The organism is Virgibacillus senegalensis (genome assembly GCF_000821245.2).
In the GTDB taxonomy this organism is placed as follows: domain Bacteria; phylum Bacillota; class Bacilli; order Bacillales; family Amphibacillaceae; genus Sediminibacillus; species Sediminibacillus senegalensis.
In genome coordinates, this window is record NZ_LN611423.1 from 80,085 (window position 1) to 94,973 (window position 14,889).

Genomic DNA, 14,889 nt, shown 5'->3' on the forward strand with positions numbered 1-14,889 from the left:
AAAGGACAGCCATCTGATTGGGGTTTACCCAAATCAGATGCTGTCCTTTAGTTGTTTCAACTGATCGATATCTTGATAAGCTTTCGCTTCCAATCGTCGTGCATACAAAATCGCTGCCGGATGGTAGATCGGAAAAACCGAATATTTCTCTTTTGTCGGGCGGTATGTCTTTTGGTCTAGACTCTCCAGTTCCATAATCGATGTTTCAAACAAACGGCCGGTTATTTCCTGCATGCTTGTATTCCATCCAGTCAATCTCCATACTGCGGTCTTGCCCATGGGGATTAGTATTTTCGGCTGAACTTGCCTTATTTCTTCATCCAATATCGGGGCATGCGCAAGTATTTCTTTTTTATTGGGCGTACGGTTGTAATTTTTGATGACCTTTTTGCCATCAACCACTTTCTCGATGATTTTATAAGGCCGGCTGCGTACCGCACTAGTAATAAATACTTCTTCTCTTGTCACACCAAGCCTGTCCAAATATCCGGAAAAAACCTTTCCGGCCTGCCCGGTGAACGGCTTCCCGACTTCCAGCTCCGTTTTTCCCGGTGCCTCGCCGACAAACATCAAGTCTGCTCCTCGTGGCCCACGCCCCCGCACAAATCCCTCGCAAGCATATGGACGCATCCGCTCCATCGCCAACGCAATCAAATCCTCCGAAAGCATCCTACACACTCCTTATCAACGAGGGGTCAGTCCCCCAACACTCTAACACGACGCAGCGCTACCTTGGTGGGGGACTGACCCCAAATAAACTTTAATCAATATTTTCGAGTACTTTTTTTAGGTTTTCTGCTTCTTCTTTGGTTAGGGTGATGCCTTTTCCCATTTTTTCGTGATCCGGTGCCCAGTCGCGGATGTCATACTTGGCTTCTCTGCCGTTCCAACTCACCAAGTTCAATTCCTTTTTCCAGCCTTTCTGGGATTCGGAGATTACTCCAATGGTTTCGATGATTTCATAGTCTAACCCGGCCATAAACATGTTGCCTCCTCTTCTTCTGTCTATCTTCCACCATTTGACTCTGCTATACTCAAACTAACTACTATTTTATCATTCCCGGGAGGTTTTTCTAATGAAACAAAACTTCGAATTGACACCTCAGCAAAAAGAAGAGATGACCACTGCCATCAAAACGTATTTTTCCGAAGAAAGAAACGAAGAATTAGGTGATTTGGCAGCCTCGCTTATTTTGGATTTTTTTATGGAAAAGCTTGCTCCTAAGTTTTACAATCTAGGCATCGAGGATGCCCACGCCTATATGTCTTCAAAGCTGGAAGACATCTTTGAAATTCAGAAATGAACTAGAAAGCCAATTCCAAGACTATCCACTATGCTTCCCTATTCCATACTTGGTAAATCGCAATCGCCTTATTCCATTTCCTAATGGTTTTTATGTAATCCATCCCCAGTCTCCTGGCAACCTTTATTGACGGCCGGTTGTCAGGATCAATCAAAGAAATCAGTTCCTGACATTTCAAATAGTCAAATCCATAATCCTTACATGCCAGTGCCGCTTCTGTTGCGTAGCCCTGTCCCCAATGCTTCCTCACAAACAAATAACCGATTTCCATTCGAACTGTTCCATCGATCTTTTGCGGCACCAATCCGCACATCCCTAAAAATTCCCCGGTAGAAGAAGCTTCTACAACCCACAAACCGACACCGAATTTCCGGTAATTATCAAGTGTCCAATTAATCCAAAAGTTGGCTTCCTCTTCATTTTTGGTACTGGGATAATAACGCATTGCAATAGGATCAGAAAAGATTTTCATAATATTGGCATGGTCCCCCCACTTCATCAACCTTATTCGCAGCCGCTCTGTTTTCATTACAACAGTCATTCGACATTTCCCCAATCCGCTAGATTTCTTTCTATTGATCATCATTCCCCTATCAGCATCTCTAATAGACATCAAGTTGCATCCAAACAAAAAGCACCTCCTTTCAACTGTCAAAAAGAAGTGCTCCATCTATGGATTTAATGTATTACTGATTGCTTTTTATCGGTTCTATCCAAGTAGAAATCGATATCTTCGACCTGAAAATATTCGATGTCACCCGCTTCAAGGTCTCTCTCGCCCTCGAAACCAGCCTGTTTTGCCTCATCACTCGTTAAAATGCCTTTATCCTGTAAAACGGAAAGCAGTTTTTCATTGGCTTGCTTCAGCTTGACGACTGTCTCCGCCAAATCCTTTTTGTTTTGCTTTCCATAAAAATCATGTAACTCTTTTGTTCTGTCTTTTTCGATCAAAGTGGCTCTCCATTTAATAAAATCTCCGTGGTCGGAATAAATGATTTTACCAAAGCGCATCGGTTTCACATAATCAGCGATCATTACGTGGAAACCCTCTCCGTCCTTTACCGATTGTTCTCTTAGTTGATCGAGCTTTTGATAATCTTCTCTGGTCAATTTGACATTTATCGTTAACCTATACTGGTCCGACTGCTCTTCTTCCCATTTGTACGCCTCCAATGGAATCCCATTGATCAACATATGCAAAGACATGCTCAGCGCTCCTTTCTTCTGTTGTCACCCAGCGTCTTATATCCTAAGTATAATATATTTGTCGCCGTTTGTCGGTACGAGCAGTCCAATCTCCAGCAATTATTGTTAAATATATGTAGAAATGGCCGGCGGGTTATCTGGAAGTTGTTTATATCGCACTTTCAGTTTATTTGCCTGATAATCATTCCTCGGCAAATCACGAGGATCACCCGGATTGCGCGCCTTCCGTTTGGTCAGATCATGATTACAGACAGGACAAAGCCATTTGCCGATTTTGGTACTGCTGTAGGATAACTGATAACAGCGGTCACACGTTTTTCGATACATGAAAAAAACCTCCTTCATTTTCTTATGGATATGACATTAAGTAAGCTGCCATAACCAGAAACCGTGCAACAGACAAATAACTGAGTACAGCAATGCTGCTGTACAAGTTAAAAATTTAACAATCCCTGACGTTGGCAGTATTCGAAGGGTACAAAAAACGACAAGTGCGAAAGACAGGGAAATTTTCACGAATAAGAATAAAAACGGGCCAGTCTGATAGAGACTGTACATTAATGGATTTGCTTCTGATATATAGCCAGACTCGATTCCAAAGAAGGTAATCAAAGTATCCAGCAAATTAAGCAATGCCAGGTACAGGAAGCATCCTTTCATTCACCTTCCCCCATTCTTCAAAAAAGGGCGTTCTTTTGAAAGAACGCCCCTTGTATAGAAAAAGGCCCTGATTATTGGGGGTAATGCAAGACCTTTTTCACCTAACTTATTTTGATGTCTTTCCTGCTGCGTCGGCTATATAGATAAACGCCTGCTCCAGCAAGGAATAGAGCGGTACCTGCGATCAACAGATTGTACATGTGCGTCGCTGTGTCCGGAAGACCTTTTCCTTCGCTGGCTCCTGTACGATCGGATTCACTGGAACCATTGTCTGGTGCTGCCCCGACTGGCGGAGTCCCTTCCGCACTTACATTGATCGAAAAATCACTGACTAAGCCTTGAAAATCATTCCCAAGCTCCTCTGGGAATTGGACCGTAAACGTCAACTTTTCTTGATTGCTCGCTGTCAGCGATCTTTTTTCCAGCTCTGTAAAATCAGCAAGGCTTCCACTATATAAAGACTTTTCTCCATCTTTGACTTGAAGTCTCAAGGCTTTATACAATTTTTCCGATCCTGATTTAAACTGCGCTGAAAGATAGTAATCCATGTCCATGGTCCCCTGATTCTGGATGGTGTAAGTTCTCGTTGCCCAGTCACCGGGTTTCATATTGTCTACATCGAACAGGATATCTTTCGGCAAGGTTTCAATGTCTATCTCGTTACTGCTGGCAAATGACTTATGATAACCTACTGTGGAGAACACCATGATGAACACCACCAGCGCACATGCCGATGTGAAAAGAAGCCGGGCTTTGTTTTTCATCCTTATCACCCTCTATCTATATCAATTATGATTCCGTTGTTTCTTCCTGTTTTGCCAACGCTCCCTTTTTACTTCTAGCATCAAGCTGGGAGATCGTCTGCCAAATCGTGAACCCGGCATAACCGAGCAGCAAAACCCCCGGCAAAATCAAAAGCAGCGCGCTTCCTTCTTTTGATTGGGCAAAGCTTATCAAATAACCGATATAAGGAACCGTAAATCCGGTATATTCCCCGATAACATTTTGTGATAGAACTGGTTCTCTATCTGCTGCATCATTGTTATCCCCTTTTGTTTCATAGAGGACATTTTCTCCGCTCTTGGTAACATCGATAATCCGGTGTGTGATCAGTAGATTTTCCTCTGTCTGAAACGTGATAACATCACCTTTTTCAAAACCTTTCATATCACCGCCCGGCTTGATTGCTATGATCGAACCAGTTTTGATGCCAGGCTCCATCGACCCCGACAAAACCGACTTTAACTGGTAGCCCAATACTTGCGGCTCTCCACCCGAAGCTTTCGAGGAAATCACCACGAAAACCATAAACAAGAGCGTCGCGAATAATGTGAATGTTACGAGTCGGCTGAGCCACCTCATGATCCATTTAGATCTTTTCTTCATTCCTTGTCACCCTCGCCTTTTTCTTTGGATTCAGAAGCTTCCTCATCCTTCGTATTTTCTGCTTGCAAGTTAGTAGCTTCCGTTTCAGTGTTCGCAGCTTTCGCCTCTGGCTGTTTTTCCTTGTCGGTTTGCTGTTCCTCTTTTTCATTCGATTCTTCCTGTTTTTCATCTGTTGCTTTGTCTGATTCCTGTTGATTTTCATCGGTTGTTTGCCCATCATCTTTGTTTACATCCGGTTGTTTGTTGTCCTTTTCTTCAGTTGCTTGATCATTCTGCTCAGTCTGTTCTTCTGCGGTCTTTTCCTCTGCCTGTTTTTCATTTCCGGTTTCCGACTTGTTCTGTTGCTGGCATTCTATGGTGATCGTTTCACTCCAAAGTTCTCCACTGCCTTTATGTCCTTCCACTTGATACGCTTTGAATTTATAGTTTCCTGGTTCTTCTGCTAAAAATATCAGTTCAACCTCTTCTCCTTCTTTCAATTTCTCTATCGTTCCTTCATCCGCTTCCAGCTCCAGCCTTTCTCCTTTTTTCGGATTCCCTTTAACGGCATAGTACACTTCATAAGTGGAGGTTGCCTGCATTTCTCCCCCGCCGTTTTTCAGCTTGACCTGGATTTCTTCTGGTTCACAGGTTTTTATATTTTGATCGTTATTTTCATTAGGGAAAACCAACGAGCTACTATCCTTCTCATCCGCCTCCCACTCGCCAATTGGAATGGTCGTAAACGCTACGGCAGTATCATTGAAATATGCCCCAGTCGGAGATGTCAGCAATGCCGCACTGAAGACGACAGCATACCAGATTGCCAGGATTTGCAGGGCTATTACAGCTTTTTTGTACTTTCGTTTGTATTTCATTAAACGCGAGCTTCGCATGAGGCAGCCTCCCTATAATTTATTCTTTCTTATCAATATACAAAGCGGATCGTCTATTCATGAGAAAGAATAAGGATGGAAAGGCGAGGGTCGCTCGCCTTTCCTGAAAGTCAGCTTATCTTCTTTCACCAGCTTCTTGATGTGCTTCGAATGTCCATGTAAGCTCTAAAGAGTCTCCTTGGAATTCGTTTTGGTCTTCACCGTTGTCTACGAACTCAAACTGTACGTAAAGCGTATCGGAGTCACCAGCTTGCAAGCCATCGTTTTCTTCCAGCCATGGAATGAAAATATGGTTTTCGACTGCATCTGGAGACATGGATTGCAACTCTGCCAAAGTGGTTTTATAGATGATATCATCGGATAGTAAATCGTTTGGCGGAAGCGTAGCCTTGTCGTCGTTCCATAGGAAGTTAACTCTGATATGTTTTCCGAAATCCTCCGAGTTATTGTCTTCTGCATCACCCACTGTATAGCTAGTGTGTAACAGAACTTCCGCAATATCTAAAGTCCCTGTGTTTTGCAATTCAAAAGACCTTGTCATCCAGTCGCCCGGCTTCAGGTTATCTACATCAATGATCGTAGTTGGCTCTGCAGTCAAGTCTAGCATACCAGCCGCAAAGGTACTGTTCGTGTCTTCGGAGTCACTAAAATACGCATATGTACCTCCCCCGATCAAAGATAAACCTAGCGCTGCTGACATAACTCCCATACCTAATTTCTTTTTAACGCTCATTCTTTCTCCTCCTCTTTCTTCCTTTTTATATTTTTGAACTCCTACCTACTGAAGGAGTTGCAAACAAAGAATGAATTGTTCGTTGATCAGCTTTCGTTTGTTCTTTTTAAAGAACTGACAATTGGAGTATATGCCATAACAGATAGATTTTAAAACCGCAAATTCGTCCGAATTTCTTAATTAAGAACCGTTTCCGTTCGTTTTCACGAATTATCGGCTGTTTTCTTAATTTTTTGTATTTTTTATAGAACGGTATGTTTTATATAATGAACAAAACAACAATGTATGCTTTTGCTCTGTTCTTTATTACAACCAAAGATGGGAAGAAAGCCATGATTGGTAACCGGGTTAGAAACCAAAGAAAGAAAAAAGGGTACTCGATAACAGATCTTGCAAGGGCGGCGAAGGTGTCTAAGTCTTATTTAAGTTACATAGAGCGTGACATACAACAGAATCCGTCACTGCAAATCCTCTCCAAGATCGCTTCAGCGCTCGACACGAGTATTGATTACCTGTTGGGTCAGCAGCCAGAAGAACCAGTAAAGGGAACGCCGAAATTGGACAAAGAATGGGAGGGACTATTTCAAAAAGCTATCGATGAAGGAATGAGTAAGGACGACTTTCGCGATCTCCTGGAATACGTAAAATTCAAGAATTGGCTGGATGGAAAAGAAAATATCCATAACGGAGGAAAATAATGAGAAAAACAAAAGAGAAATCGGATTTTCTGGACCAGGAATGGCTGCAACTGATCATCAATGCCAAAGGGCTTGGTATGACTACGGAAGAGGTTCGGTACTTTCTCCATACAAATACCAGGCAAAAAGAGAAAACAATAAAGTAACCTGGATGACCAGCCTAAATCTTAAAGGATTTAGGCTTTTTACTTAAATGTCTCAATCGCCGATTCTTCTTTTTGAAAAAGGCGCTGAAATTCCTAATGGTTATGATACATTTAAACTACATCGTTCATATTTTGGAGTAAGACAACTATTCACAGGAGGTGAGGTGAAAAATGTACATTTCCGAGCTAAACGAAGAAAAACTTACCGATGCCCAGTTGGAAAAGTTATTGTTTACCGATATAGAAGATGACTGCCAAAACGGTGATTGTATCTTTGTTGCCGGCAGCAGCATGGCTGTCCAAAACCGACTGCCTAAAGCGATCGAGCTTTTCAATCAAGGGCGTGCCAGGAAGATTTTGTTTTCTGGTGGAGTGATTTGGGACGGTAAATCCGTCCCCGAAGCAATCGAATTAAAAAACGAAGCCATCGCATTGGGAATCCCCAAAGAACACATTTTAACCGAAACACTCTCTGTGCATACGCTGGAAAACGTACTCGCCTCCCTGCTCGTCCTGGATCGGGCATTCCATCTCTTTAAAGTAGAAAGGCTGCTGGTGGTAACTGCTTCTTATCATATGAAAAGACTTTATTTGACCATGAAAACGTACATGCCGGATTGGATATCCTTTTCTCTAAGTGCCTCGGATGATCTTCTACCTGGTAAAAACAATTGGTATCAAACCGAACATAATAGAAAACGCGCGTATGCAGAGGCAATGAAAATCATTCGCTATGTGAAGCAGGGTGCTTTAATTGATGAAAAAATCAGCAATTAATATAGGAGGAATTGTATAATGCTTCGAGTAACCTTTGGATGGCCAGCCAGGATATTGAAAACCTCATTCCTGATTTTTGGTACCATGCTTATTTGGCAGCAAAAAAAATCCGGCGTGGAGAACTGTTGGACGGGAAGTCCATTTGTGATGGTTATATGAAAAATTGCCTTGTTTCCATGATAAAAATTCAGACAATAGCAAGAAAAGGCACTGGTTTCGAGGTATGGCACGGTTATCGCTTTTTTGAACAATGGACGGACCCAAACGTCGCCGGAGCATTTTCAAATCTGTTTGCACGTTATGAAAAAGAGGAAGTGTGGGAAGCTCTGCATAGAACCATGCTTTATTTTCGCGATATTTCCACCGACGTATGCAACCTGTTGGAAATCGATTATCCTGATGAAGCTGCTGCGTATGCCACAAAGCTTGTTCATCTGTTGTACGACAATCGAAATGCTGCAAATTAAAAACGCCTGGATGCTGATATCCAAGCGTTTTTATTCATGGAGATTAGAGAACCCAATGCTCAATTGCTTTGGCAACCCCATCATGATCGTTATCTGTCGTGATCCAGTCGGCGGTCTGTTTTACTTCTTCCTGGGCGTTGCCCATTGCTACGCCTAGTCCTGCTTCCTGGATCATTTTGATGTCATTGAGACTGTCGCCTACAGTCATTACCTGCTCAAGCGTAATACCCATCAACCCACAGATTTTTTCCAAAGCCCTCGCTTTGTTGATTCCAACAGCATTGATTTCGATATTCATTGGATGGGAATTACTCAATTCGAGCAACTCGTTATCTTCCAGTTCCTCCAGGATTCGGTCCTTGACCTCTTCACTGTCTATATCAATGCCTACCTTCAACCATTCATATCTTTCCAAGTCGGTAGGAAACTCACCTCTAAAGACTTTCTCTGTCGAGGCCATCCATGCACGTGTACCATATCGTTCATTCAGGTCCACCAGTTTTTTAATCGTATCGATATCTAAAGACTGGCGTTGTACCAGTTCTCCTTCGGACGTCCAAATCTCACTGCCATTTACCGTGATTAAATAGGAGGACAGATTCAAAGAGGTTGCATGTGTCTCACAGGATGTCCGATGGCGCCCGGTGGAAAGGACAACTTCCACTCCTTGATTGCGCGCTTCTGTTATCGCCTTGCGGTTCGCTTCCGAAATCTCATCATTTGAATTCAGCAATGTTCCGTCCATATCTAGTGCAATTAGCTTTATGTCAGGTTTACTTACCACCAAAACAACTCCTTTTAGTATGAAATCATCTGTATAAATTCCTCAACCCACCCTATTATAATACAAAACGCCAAAACTGCCAGTCCAGCAGATTGGAGTAGTTTAATTAGGATGACAAAACGCCCGGAGAAAACCGGGGACAGAAACCAGGGACAGTCCCTTCTCCCACAAAATAGGTGTATTTTCGTCATGCCGGCGCATAGGAGGGACTGTCCCCTATCCCCGCAAATCAGCATTCCTATTGCTATAGATTGCTGTTATATCAATGTTTTTCCTATTCCAAGGTCTGTCCCCAAATCGATTTGTTTCTCTCCTTTGTAGCTTTTGGGGCCTGACCCTCCGCCCTTTCTTTTACCCGGTTTTCCGATGTTTATTCCTTTTTGGGGACTGTCCCCTCAACTTGTCCCCTCCACCTAATCTATCTGGGCATTTTTTATCAATCTTTTTGTTTTGGGGTTAATATTCTTTTATCATGGGTATATTTCTGATGTGCACATAATGGAAGTGAACATGTAAGGGATAGAGTATTGACATTCCACCTGCAGAATGTTATATTTAACATTAGACTTCGCCAAAGAAGTAACTTATTTAAAGGATGACAAGTCTCATGAAACTGGCATTCTGCTTAGTTTTTAGCAACACTTATTCACACTGGATCGGCTTCGGAGCCGTAAGGATGTAAGAGAGGTAGGGCTTACGTCGTTTAAGTTTTAAAAACGTCCAGGTGGAACTTATACCGCGGCAACATTCATTTGGTTATGATACTTGTTGACAGAAAACAAGTTGCTTATAGTGTTCATAAAAATGAGGCGCTCCCTATAGGGGGCGCCTTTCTAATTTCATGCTTATTATCCATGTACTTAAACCCGCAGGATTCCTAATTGTCGGCTGCTCCTTTTGAAGCAATCAACCTTTCGCTTCCGTAGCAAGTTCGATGACAATCATGTCCCACTATCTCGGAATGCATAATCCCCGGCAAGCCAAAGCATTTTCCAACAGGTGAATAAAATCCTTTTCCAAATCGAGTTCAATTGCCTTCAAATAAGCATCCACCAAAATATCATCTGACAAGCTATCAAACATTTACATCACCTTTAACCAATAGTTATTTCATTAAGTTGAAAGTAGTGTCGTGTTGTAACAGCAAATTCTTTTTCTCTATCCTAAATCCGTCAGAAACCACCTACACTTCGCACGATAGGAACAATTGCCTACTAACATTTTACTAAAATACTTATAGTATTTCAACGTTCACAAAACACTATCTATAGTATCTTCGATTGTTTGATAATTCCATGTATATTTTTTATAGAGGTGATAGAATGCCCCAAAAGCCAATCACAAAAGTTATAGGTGAACGGATCCGAGTACTCCGAAAACATCAGGAACTCAGCCAGGAAGAACTGGCGCATTTAGCCGAATTACATCCAACCTATATTGGGCAACTTGAAAGAGGCGAGAAAAACCCTACGATCCACACCATCCATAAAATCACTATGGCTTTGGAGGTTCCCATTTCGCAACTTTTCCATCTTGCCGAAGCGGTTAATGATGAGCAGATAAACACGCTATTACTAGTAAATGACTTGAATGAAGAAGATCGTCAAGCAATTATCAAAATCATAGAAGTGATGTTGAACTGGAAAAATCATAATAAATAATGTACATCCCGCTGCATGGAAACATTCTCCATCAATCAGCGGTTCACTTAGACATATTCCATAAGATATACATATCCCAATCAAAAAAGCCCTGACCCAATTTAGCAATTGGGTACAGGACTTTATTCTTTCTTTTATCCATTGACCATTTCCAAGGCTTTTTGCACCTTTTCCTTATCGTGAGATAGTTGTTCCTCTAAATCATAAGCATGGTACATTTCATTCTTAATCATATAGTTGGCGATTTTCGCATGCGTTTCAATTGCTTCATCCAATTGTTTTTTCAACACTTCCCTGACTTCTGGAGAAGCCGTTTCTGTGATAGCAACTGCATATGTCCTTACGGCAGCTTTAGCCGTTACGAGGAAATCCGTCGCAATGACTTCATCGCGCATTTTACCGGCTGTCTTTAATTTCTCCAATAGTTCCATACATACCATCCCTTCTTTGTTTATCTACCCAACACTTCTTCCAGTTCTTTCATCGCTTTTTCCGAACGACTCACTTCATTATCCAACATTTGTTTCAAGGTATCGTCTTCTACTAACGATTTCATTGCATAGGCTTTGAGAATCGTTGATTGCTTTAATGTAAGAATCTCATGCACTTCTAGTGTTTCATGTAAGGCAAGCTTATTGGAAGCCATTATTATCCTCCTTATGATAAGGGTTTGTTTCCATATTTCTTATTCCCCTTGGTCCCTCCCAATCAAAATCACCCTTGTGAATGGATCACAAATGCATATCTCCATGTACCCACACCTAGCCAGAGTGACCAACGCTTCTTCATTCCAAAGAAGCGGCTTTTCCTCTGGCATAATACCTGCTTCCTCCGTCTAAAGTCTTAGATGAGATACATCGGGAGATCATTATGAAAGAAAAACGCTAACGGTAAGATAGAAATAGTCAGTGGAAAAGCACGTGAACACAAGGCCATTCATACTTGCTAAAGGATTCATGAATTCTTTACTGTTTATCCTAATGAATTAACATTTTTCATCTAACTTGGCCTTAAGCACTCCCACTACTGCGCTTTCTTCAGGTTAATAGTGTGGTTCAAAAGTGCGTATTTCCGATAACCGATAAAGGAGAATGTAAATGAAGCTAGTGGAATTTATTTTAAAAAGAAAAATCTTGATCGGACTTATGGCAGTACTGGTCTTGATGGTTGGCAGTTATGCCATCGTAAAGCTGGATAAAGAATTAATGCCGGCAATTGACATGGACGGCGCCTACATTGAGATTCTTGCTGGTGAGATGTCCGCTGCCGATGTAGAGCGCTCGATTACGACCCCTATTGAAAACCAATTGCTGGCCATGGAAGGCGTATCGGATGTTGAATCGACGACAAGTATTGGCCGGAGTTCCTTCCAGTTAACGTTTGACAGTGGAAAAGGGGACGATTTATATCCAAAGGTAGAGACAACGGTGAATGCTGCCGCTGCCGATACACCTGCAATCGAACATATAGAAAGTGGACGGTTCGGCTCCAACCAAAGCTATGAATTTTATCTGGATGTATCCGATGGATCGATGGAAGAAATGACCGCTTTCTCAAAGGATGTACTGGAACCCCGGTTGGAAGATTTGCCGGAAGTAAGCGATGTCTCTCTCTCCGGCATTGAGGAACGGGAAGCTATCCTGGCGTTTGATGAACAAAAGCTGGCCGAACACTCATTAAATGCCCAACAAATCATACAAGCTGTCCAGGCAGCCAACAGTGAGGCAACTGTCGGGGAATTCAGCGAGGACAAAGACACACCGTCCCTGCGCTGGGATACGACTTACACATCAATTGAAGATATAGAAAACACGGAGATTACCACTAATGATGGTTTGGTCCCTTTAAAAGAGCTTGCAGATGTCTCGTTAAAACCTGTTCAGGAAGCTTCCTTTGTCTGGAAAAACGGGAGCAGGGACTTTATTTTTGTCCAAGTTGGACGGTCTGCAGAGACCAGTCAAATCGAAATGGCCGAGGCGGTCCGGGATGAAATAAAAGCAATCGAAGAGGAAGGGCTCGATTCCGGATTCAACCTGCATGAAATGGTCGCCCAGGCTGACTACGTCCAGGATGCGATTGACGGTGTCAGCAACAACATTTTAATAGGCGGCGTCATTGCCATTGCGGTTTTACTTTTATTCTTACGCAGTTTCCGGGCAACAGCCATTATTGCTTTGTCGATCCCGACTTCGATTTTACTAACCTTTACCGCAATGTGGCTGTTTGATTATAGTTTTAACATGTTGACGTTGATCGGCCTTGGCTTAGGAATCGGGATGATGGTCGACTCTTCCATCGTCATCCTTGAATCGATCTATCGCAAAAAGGAAACCGGACTGCCAAACCGACAGGCCGTCATTCAAGGGATTAAAGAAGTGGCTACAGCAGTATTTGCATCCATGCTGACAACCATTGTTGTCTTTCTTCCAATCGGACTGCTTGGCGGCGAGATCGCTCAATTCATGATCATGTTATCGCTTGTCGTCGTCTTTACCTTAACCAGTTCGGTTGTCATATCGTTTACACTAATTCCCGCTTTATCAGAAAAATTCTTGAAACTACGCAATAAACAAGTCTCCCAAAAAGATGGAAAGATGTTGCGGTTATACCAGCACCTACTGGCATGGACAGTCCGTAAAAAACGTTACAGCCTGGCTGTCATCGGAATGTTTTTCATCATGTTTGCCGCCTCTCTTTTCCTAGTAACCAAACTTCCGATGACTATCATGCCGGACGTTTTCAACCGTTATTCGGAATTGATGGTAGACACGGAAACCGGCATTTCCCTGGAAGAAAAGGAAGCACTGATCCAGAAGGTGAATCAAACGCTTCAGGAAATCGACGACGTGGAAACTAATTACATCATGGACAACGGTAATATGCTGTACGCCATTATCAACATGACCACCGGAAAAGACATTACCCGTGATCAAAAAGAAATCAATGAAGACATTATGGAGTCTTTGCGAAATCTTGAGGATGAGACACCGCTGAGTAGTGTTCAAAACGTGATGACCGGTGGAGGAGGTTATCCTGTTCAAATAAATATTGCAGGAGAGGAATTTACGGAGTTAAACGTTTTAGCCAATCAATTTATAACGGACTTACAAGCTATAGATGGCATCGTCGGAGTTACTCATTCAATGGAAAACTCCTCGCCCGAACAGCTGGTAGAATTGAATAAAGACAGGATTGAAGATGCCGGCTTGTCGCAAATGCAAATCAAACAGTATATTGAGCAAGCATTTCTTGACATGCCAGTCGGCGAAATGATAATCGAAGATGAAACCATTCCCCTGAAGGCGAGCTGGCAAGACGAAACGACTAGTAGTAAGCAGTTATTGGAAAAGAAAATCCCAACGATTGAAGGAGAACAGAATCTTGCTGAGTTTGTCTCGCTAAAAACAGTGGAAACACCGAATGAAATTTCCCACACAGATGGCGAACGCTATATTTCCATCTCTGCCGATATTCAAGATAAAGACTTGGGGACGATCAATCGGGAAGTGCAAAAGCTGATTGATGATTTTGAAATTCCGAATGGCTACTCCATTTCGACAGCGGGAGACTTGGAACAGCAGCAGGAATTAATGATGGACATGGCTGTCATTCTGCTTTTGGCCATTTTCCTCGTCTACCTGGTGATGGCTGTCCAGTTCAACCACCTTGCCCATCCGCTGATTGTCATGTCGATTATACCCATGACGGTAGTCGGAGTAATTGTCGGTCTGTTCCTCACCCAACGGGAGTTGAGCATCATGTCCGGAATGGGAATCGTCATGCTGATCGGTATTGTGCTGAACAATGCTATCTTATTGATCGACCGAACCAATCAACTACGTATACAGGGACACAGTCCAGAAGAGGCTTTGGTAGAAGCAGGGAAGAACCGAATTCGTCCCATCTTCCTGACTACGTTTACCACGGTGGGCGGAATGCTGCCATTGGCCTTGGCAACCGGTACTTCCGGAAACTACCAGGCGCCTATGGCAACGGTCATCATATCCGGGCTTTTGTTCGCAACCTTTATCACGTTATTTCTGATTCCCGCAGTTTACCGCCTTTTCACCAGGAAGAAGGCAACAAAGGAACAACAACCGGCTATTTCATCGGAAAATAAAGCAATATAAGGTAAGAACTGCACCTGTACGATCGTATAAAAGAAAGAGCCTGGATGGAATACAAAATTCCT

The 14,889-nt window shown here is 42.7% G+C and carries 21 protein-coding genes; 7 read left to right on the forward strand and 14 right to left on the reverse strand.

Annotated elements, in window-relative coordinates:
- Nucleotides 1-33: 33 nt before the first annotated feature.
- The gene (locus BN1067_RS01770) at nt 34-669 is read right to left on the reverse strand and encodes a uracil-DNA glycosylase (RefSeq protein ID WP_053217219.1); all 636 of its coding nucleotides are present in this window, start codon (nt 667-669) and stop codon (nt 34-36) included.
- Nucleotides 670-760: 91 nt separating this feature from the next.
- The gene (locus BN1067_RS01775) at nt 761-979 is read right to left on the reverse strand and encodes a YdbC family protein (protein ID WP_053217220.1); all 219 of its coding nucleotides are present in this window, start codon (nt 977-979) and stop codon (nt 761-763) included.
- A gap of 97 nt (nt 980-1,076) precedes the next feature.
- Here BN1067_RS01775 and BN1067_RS01780 point away from each other — a divergent pair, with 97 nt between their 5' ends.
- Nucleotides 1,077-1,304, forward strand: a complete 228-nt coding sequence (locus tag BN1067_RS01780) for a DUF2164 domain-containing protein (RefSeq protein ID WP_053217221.1) — start codon at nt 1,077-1,079, stop codon at nt 1,302-1,304.
- A gap of 28 nt (nt 1,305-1,332) precedes the next feature.
- Here the strand turns inward: BN1067_RS01780 and BN1067_RS01785 are convergent, their stop codons facing one another.
- The 8 genes from BN1067_RS01785 to BN1067_RS01820 form a co-directional block, all read right to left on the reverse strand.
- The gene (locus tag BN1067_RS01785; RefSeq protein WP_053217354.1) at nt 1,333-1,845 is read right to left on the reverse strand and encodes a GNAT family N-acetyltransferase; all 513 of its coding nucleotides are present in this window, start codon (nt 1,843-1,845) and stop codon (nt 1,333-1,335) included.
- 137 nt (nt 1,846-1,982) lie between these two features.
- A complete protein-coding gene (locus BN1067_RS01790) occupies nt 1,983-2,510 on the reverse strand; it encodes a hypothetical protein (protein ID WP_053217222.1) in 528 nt (175 codons plus the stop codon).
- Between the two features lie 105 nt (nt 2,511-2,615).
- Nucleotides 2,616-2,837, reverse strand: a complete 222-nt coding sequence (locus tag BN1067_RS01795; RefSeq protein WP_053217223.1) for a hypothetical protein — start codon at nt 2,835-2,837, stop codon at nt 2,616-2,618.
- A 36-nt stretch (nt 2,838-2,873) separates the two neighbouring features.
- Nucleotides 2,874-3,170, reverse strand: coding sequence for a DUF5658 family protein (locus BN1067_RS01800; protein ID WP_053217224.1), 297 nt, complete (start codon nt 3,168-3,170; stop codon nt 2,874-2,876).
- Nucleotides 3,171-3,271: 101 nt separating this feature from the next.
- Nucleotides 3,272-3,934, reverse strand: a complete 663-nt coding sequence (locus tag BN1067_RS01805; protein WP_053217225.1) for a TasA family protein — start codon at nt 3,932-3,934, stop codon at nt 3,272-3,274.
- A 25-nt stretch (nt 3,935-3,959) separates the two neighbouring features.
- Complete coding sequence (gene sipW / locus BN1067_RS01810) at nt 3,960-4,556, reverse strand: signal peptidase I SipW (protein WP_053217226.1); 597 nt, start codon at nt 4,554-4,556, stop codon at nt 3,960-3,962.
- Entirely contained in the window at nt 4,553-5,431 is an 879-nt protein-coding gene (tapA, locus tag BN1067_RS01815; RefSeq protein WP_053217227.1) for an amyloid fiber anchoring/assembly protein TapA, read from the reverse strand. Before tapA ends, sipW begins: the two co-directional genes overlap by 4 nt.
- A 115-nt stretch (nt 5,432-5,546) precedes the next feature.
- On the reverse strand, nt 5,547-6,164 hold the full coding sequence (locus BN1067_RS01820; RefSeq protein ID WP_053217228.1) for a CalY family protein: 618 nt from the start codon (nt 6,162-6,164) through the stop codon (nt 5,547-5,549).
- A 266-nt stretch (nt 6,165-6,430) separates the two neighbouring features.
- On the opposite strand from BN1067_RS01820, the gene BN1067_RS01825 reads away from it, so the two are divergent.
- The 4 genes from BN1067_RS01825 to BN1067_RS01840 all read left to right on the forward strand — a co-directional run bounded on the left by BN1067_RS01825 (nt 6,431) and on the right by BN1067_RS01840 (nt 8,252).
- On the forward strand, nt 6,431-6,862 hold the full coding sequence (locus tag BN1067_RS01825) for a helix-turn-helix domain-containing protein (RefSeq protein ID WP_324777775.1): 432 nt from the start codon (nt 6,431-6,433) through the stop codon (nt 6,860-6,862).
- Nucleotides 6,862-7,008 (forward strand): anti-repressor SinI family protein, encoded by a 147-nt coding sequence (locus BN1067_RS01830; RefSeq protein ID WP_110943259.1) that lies wholly within the window; start codon nt 6,862-6,864, stop codon nt 7,006-7,008. The genes BN1067_RS01825 and BN1067_RS01830 overlap by 1 nt, the downstream gene beginning before the upstream one ends.
- A 171-nt stretch (nt 7,009-7,179) precedes the next feature.
- The gene (locus tag BN1067_RS01835; protein WP_053217230.1) at nt 7,180-7,785 is read left to right on the forward strand and encodes a YdcF family protein; all 606 of its coding nucleotides are present in this window, start codon (nt 7,180-7,182) and stop codon (nt 7,783-7,785) included.
- A gap of 11 nt (nt 7,786-7,796) precedes the next feature.
- Nucleotides 7,797-8,252, forward strand: a complete 456-nt coding sequence (locus BN1067_RS01840) for an aminoglycoside 6-adenylyltransferase (RefSeq protein WP_199868450.1) — start codon at nt 7,797-7,799, stop codon at nt 8,250-8,252.
- A gap of 43 nt (nt 8,253-8,295) precedes the next feature.
- On the opposite strand, the gene BN1067_RS01845 is transcribed toward BN1067_RS01840, so the two are convergent.
- On the reverse strand, nt 8,296-9,039 hold the full coding sequence (locus tag BN1067_RS01845; RefSeq protein ID WP_267893593.1) for an HAD family hydrolase: 744 nt from the start codon (nt 9,037-9,039) through the stop codon (nt 8,296-8,298).
- A 948-nt stretch (nt 9,040-9,987) separates the two neighbouring features.
- Complete coding sequence (sda, locus tag BN1067_RS01850; protein ID WP_110943260.1) at nt 9,988-10,119, reverse strand: sporulation histidine kinase inhibitor Sda; 132 nt, start codon at nt 10,117-10,119, stop codon at nt 9,988-9,990.
- A gap of 239 nt (nt 10,120-10,358) precedes the next feature.
- Between sda and BN1067_RS01855 the strand changes: the two genes are divergently transcribed.
- Nucleotides 10,359-10,697 (forward strand): helix-turn-helix domain-containing protein, encoded by a 339-nt coding sequence (locus BN1067_RS01855; protein WP_053217232.1) that lies wholly within the window; start codon nt 10,359-10,361, stop codon nt 10,695-10,697.
- Between the two features lie 134 nt (nt 10,698-10,831).
- On the opposite strand, the gene BN1067_RS01860 is transcribed toward BN1067_RS01855, so the two are convergent.
- Both BN1067_RS01860 and BN1067_RS01865 read right to left on the reverse strand, forming a co-directional pair.
- The gene (locus tag BN1067_RS01860; RefSeq protein ID WP_053217233.1) at nt 10,832-11,128 is read right to left on the reverse strand and encodes a spore coat protein; all 297 of its coding nucleotides are present in this window, start codon (nt 11,126-11,128) and stop codon (nt 10,832-10,834) included.
- 20 nt (nt 11,129-11,148) lie between these two features.
- Nucleotides 11,149-11,343, reverse strand: a complete 195-nt coding sequence (locus tag BN1067_RS01865) for a hypothetical protein (RefSeq protein WP_053217234.1) — start codon at nt 11,341-11,343, stop codon at nt 11,149-11,151.
- Between the two features lie 451 nt (nt 11,344-11,794).
- Here BN1067_RS01865 and BN1067_RS01870 point away from each other — a divergent pair, with 451 nt between their 5' ends.
- On the forward strand, nt 11,795-14,827 hold the full coding sequence (locus BN1067_RS01870) for an efflux RND transporter permease subunit (protein ID WP_053217235.1): 3,033 nt from the start codon (nt 11,795-11,797) through the stop codon (nt 14,825-14,827).
- The last annotated feature ends 62 nt before the right edge of the window (nt 14,828-14,889 follow it).

Coding starts and splice junctions, on each gene's coding strand:
- BN1067_RS01770 (WP_053217219.1), bottom strand. CDS start 669: ATGCTTTCGGAGGATTTGATTGCGTTGGCGATGGAGCGGATGCGTCCA.
- BN1067_RS01775 (WP_053217220.1), bottom strand. CDS start 979: ATGGCCGGGTTAGACTATGAAATCATCGAAACCATTGGAGTAATCTCC.
- BN1067_RS01780 (WP_053217221.1), top strand. CDS start 1,077: ATGAAACAAAACTTCGAATTGACACCTCAGCAAAAAGAAGAGATGACC.
- BN1067_RS01785 (WP_053217354.1), bottom strand. CDS start 1,845: ATGACTGTTGTAATGAAAACAGAGCGGCTGCGAATAAGGTTGATGAAG.
- BN1067_RS01790 (WP_053217222.1), bottom strand. CDS start 2,510: ATGTCTTTGCATATGTTGATCAATGGGATTCCATTGGAGGCGTACAAA.
- BN1067_RS01795 (WP_053217223.1), bottom strand. CDS start 2,837: ATGTATCGAAAAACGTGTGACCGCTGTTATCAGTTATCCTACAGCAGT.
- BN1067_RS01800 (WP_053217224.1), bottom strand. CDS start 3,170: ATGAAAGGATGCTTCCTGTACCTGGCATTGCTTAATTTGCTGGATACT.
- BN1067_RS01805 (WP_053217225.1), bottom strand. CDS start 3,934: ATGAAAAACAAAGCCCGGCTTCTTTTCACATCGGCATGTGCGCTGGTG.
- sipW (WP_053217226.1), bottom strand. CDS start 4,556: ATGAAGAAAAGATCTAAATGGATCATGAGGTGGCTCAGCCGACTCGTA.
- tapA (WP_053217227.1), bottom strand. CDS start 5,431: ATGCGAAGCTCGCGTTTAATGAAATACAAACGAAAGTACAAAAAAGCT.
- BN1067_RS01820 (WP_053217228.1), bottom strand. CDS start 6,164: ATGAGCGTTAAAAAGAAATTAGGTATGGGAGTTATGTCAGCAGCGCTA.
- BN1067_RS01825 (WP_324777775.1), top strand. CDS start 6,431: ATGAACAAAACAACAATGTATGCTTTTGCTCTGTTCTTTATTACAACC.
- BN1067_RS01830 (WP_110943259.1), top strand. CDS start 6,862: ATGAGAAAAACAAAAGAGAAATCGGATTTTCTGGACCAGGAATGGCTG.
- BN1067_RS01835 (WP_053217230.1), top strand. CDS start 7,180: ATGTACATTTCCGAGCTAAACGAAGAAAAACTTACCGATGCCCAGTTG.
- sda (WP_110943260.1), bottom strand. CDS start 10,119: ATGTTTGATAGCTTGTCAGATGATATTTTGGTGGATGCTTATTTGAAG.
- BN1067_RS01855 (WP_053217232.1), top strand. CDS start 10,359: ATGCCCCAAAAGCCAATCACAAAAGTTATAGGTGAACGGATCCGAGTA.
- BN1067_RS01860 (WP_053217233.1), bottom strand. CDS start 11,128: ATGGAACTATTGGAGAAATTAAAGACAGCCGGTAAAATGCGCGATGAA.
- BN1067_RS01865 (WP_053217234.1), bottom strand. CDS start 11,343: ATGGCTTCCAATAAGCTTGCCTTACATGAAACACTAGAAGTGCATGAG.
- BN1067_RS01870 (WP_053217235.1), top strand. CDS start 11,795: ATGAAGCTAGTGGAATTTATTTTAAAAAGAAAAATCTTGATCGGACTT.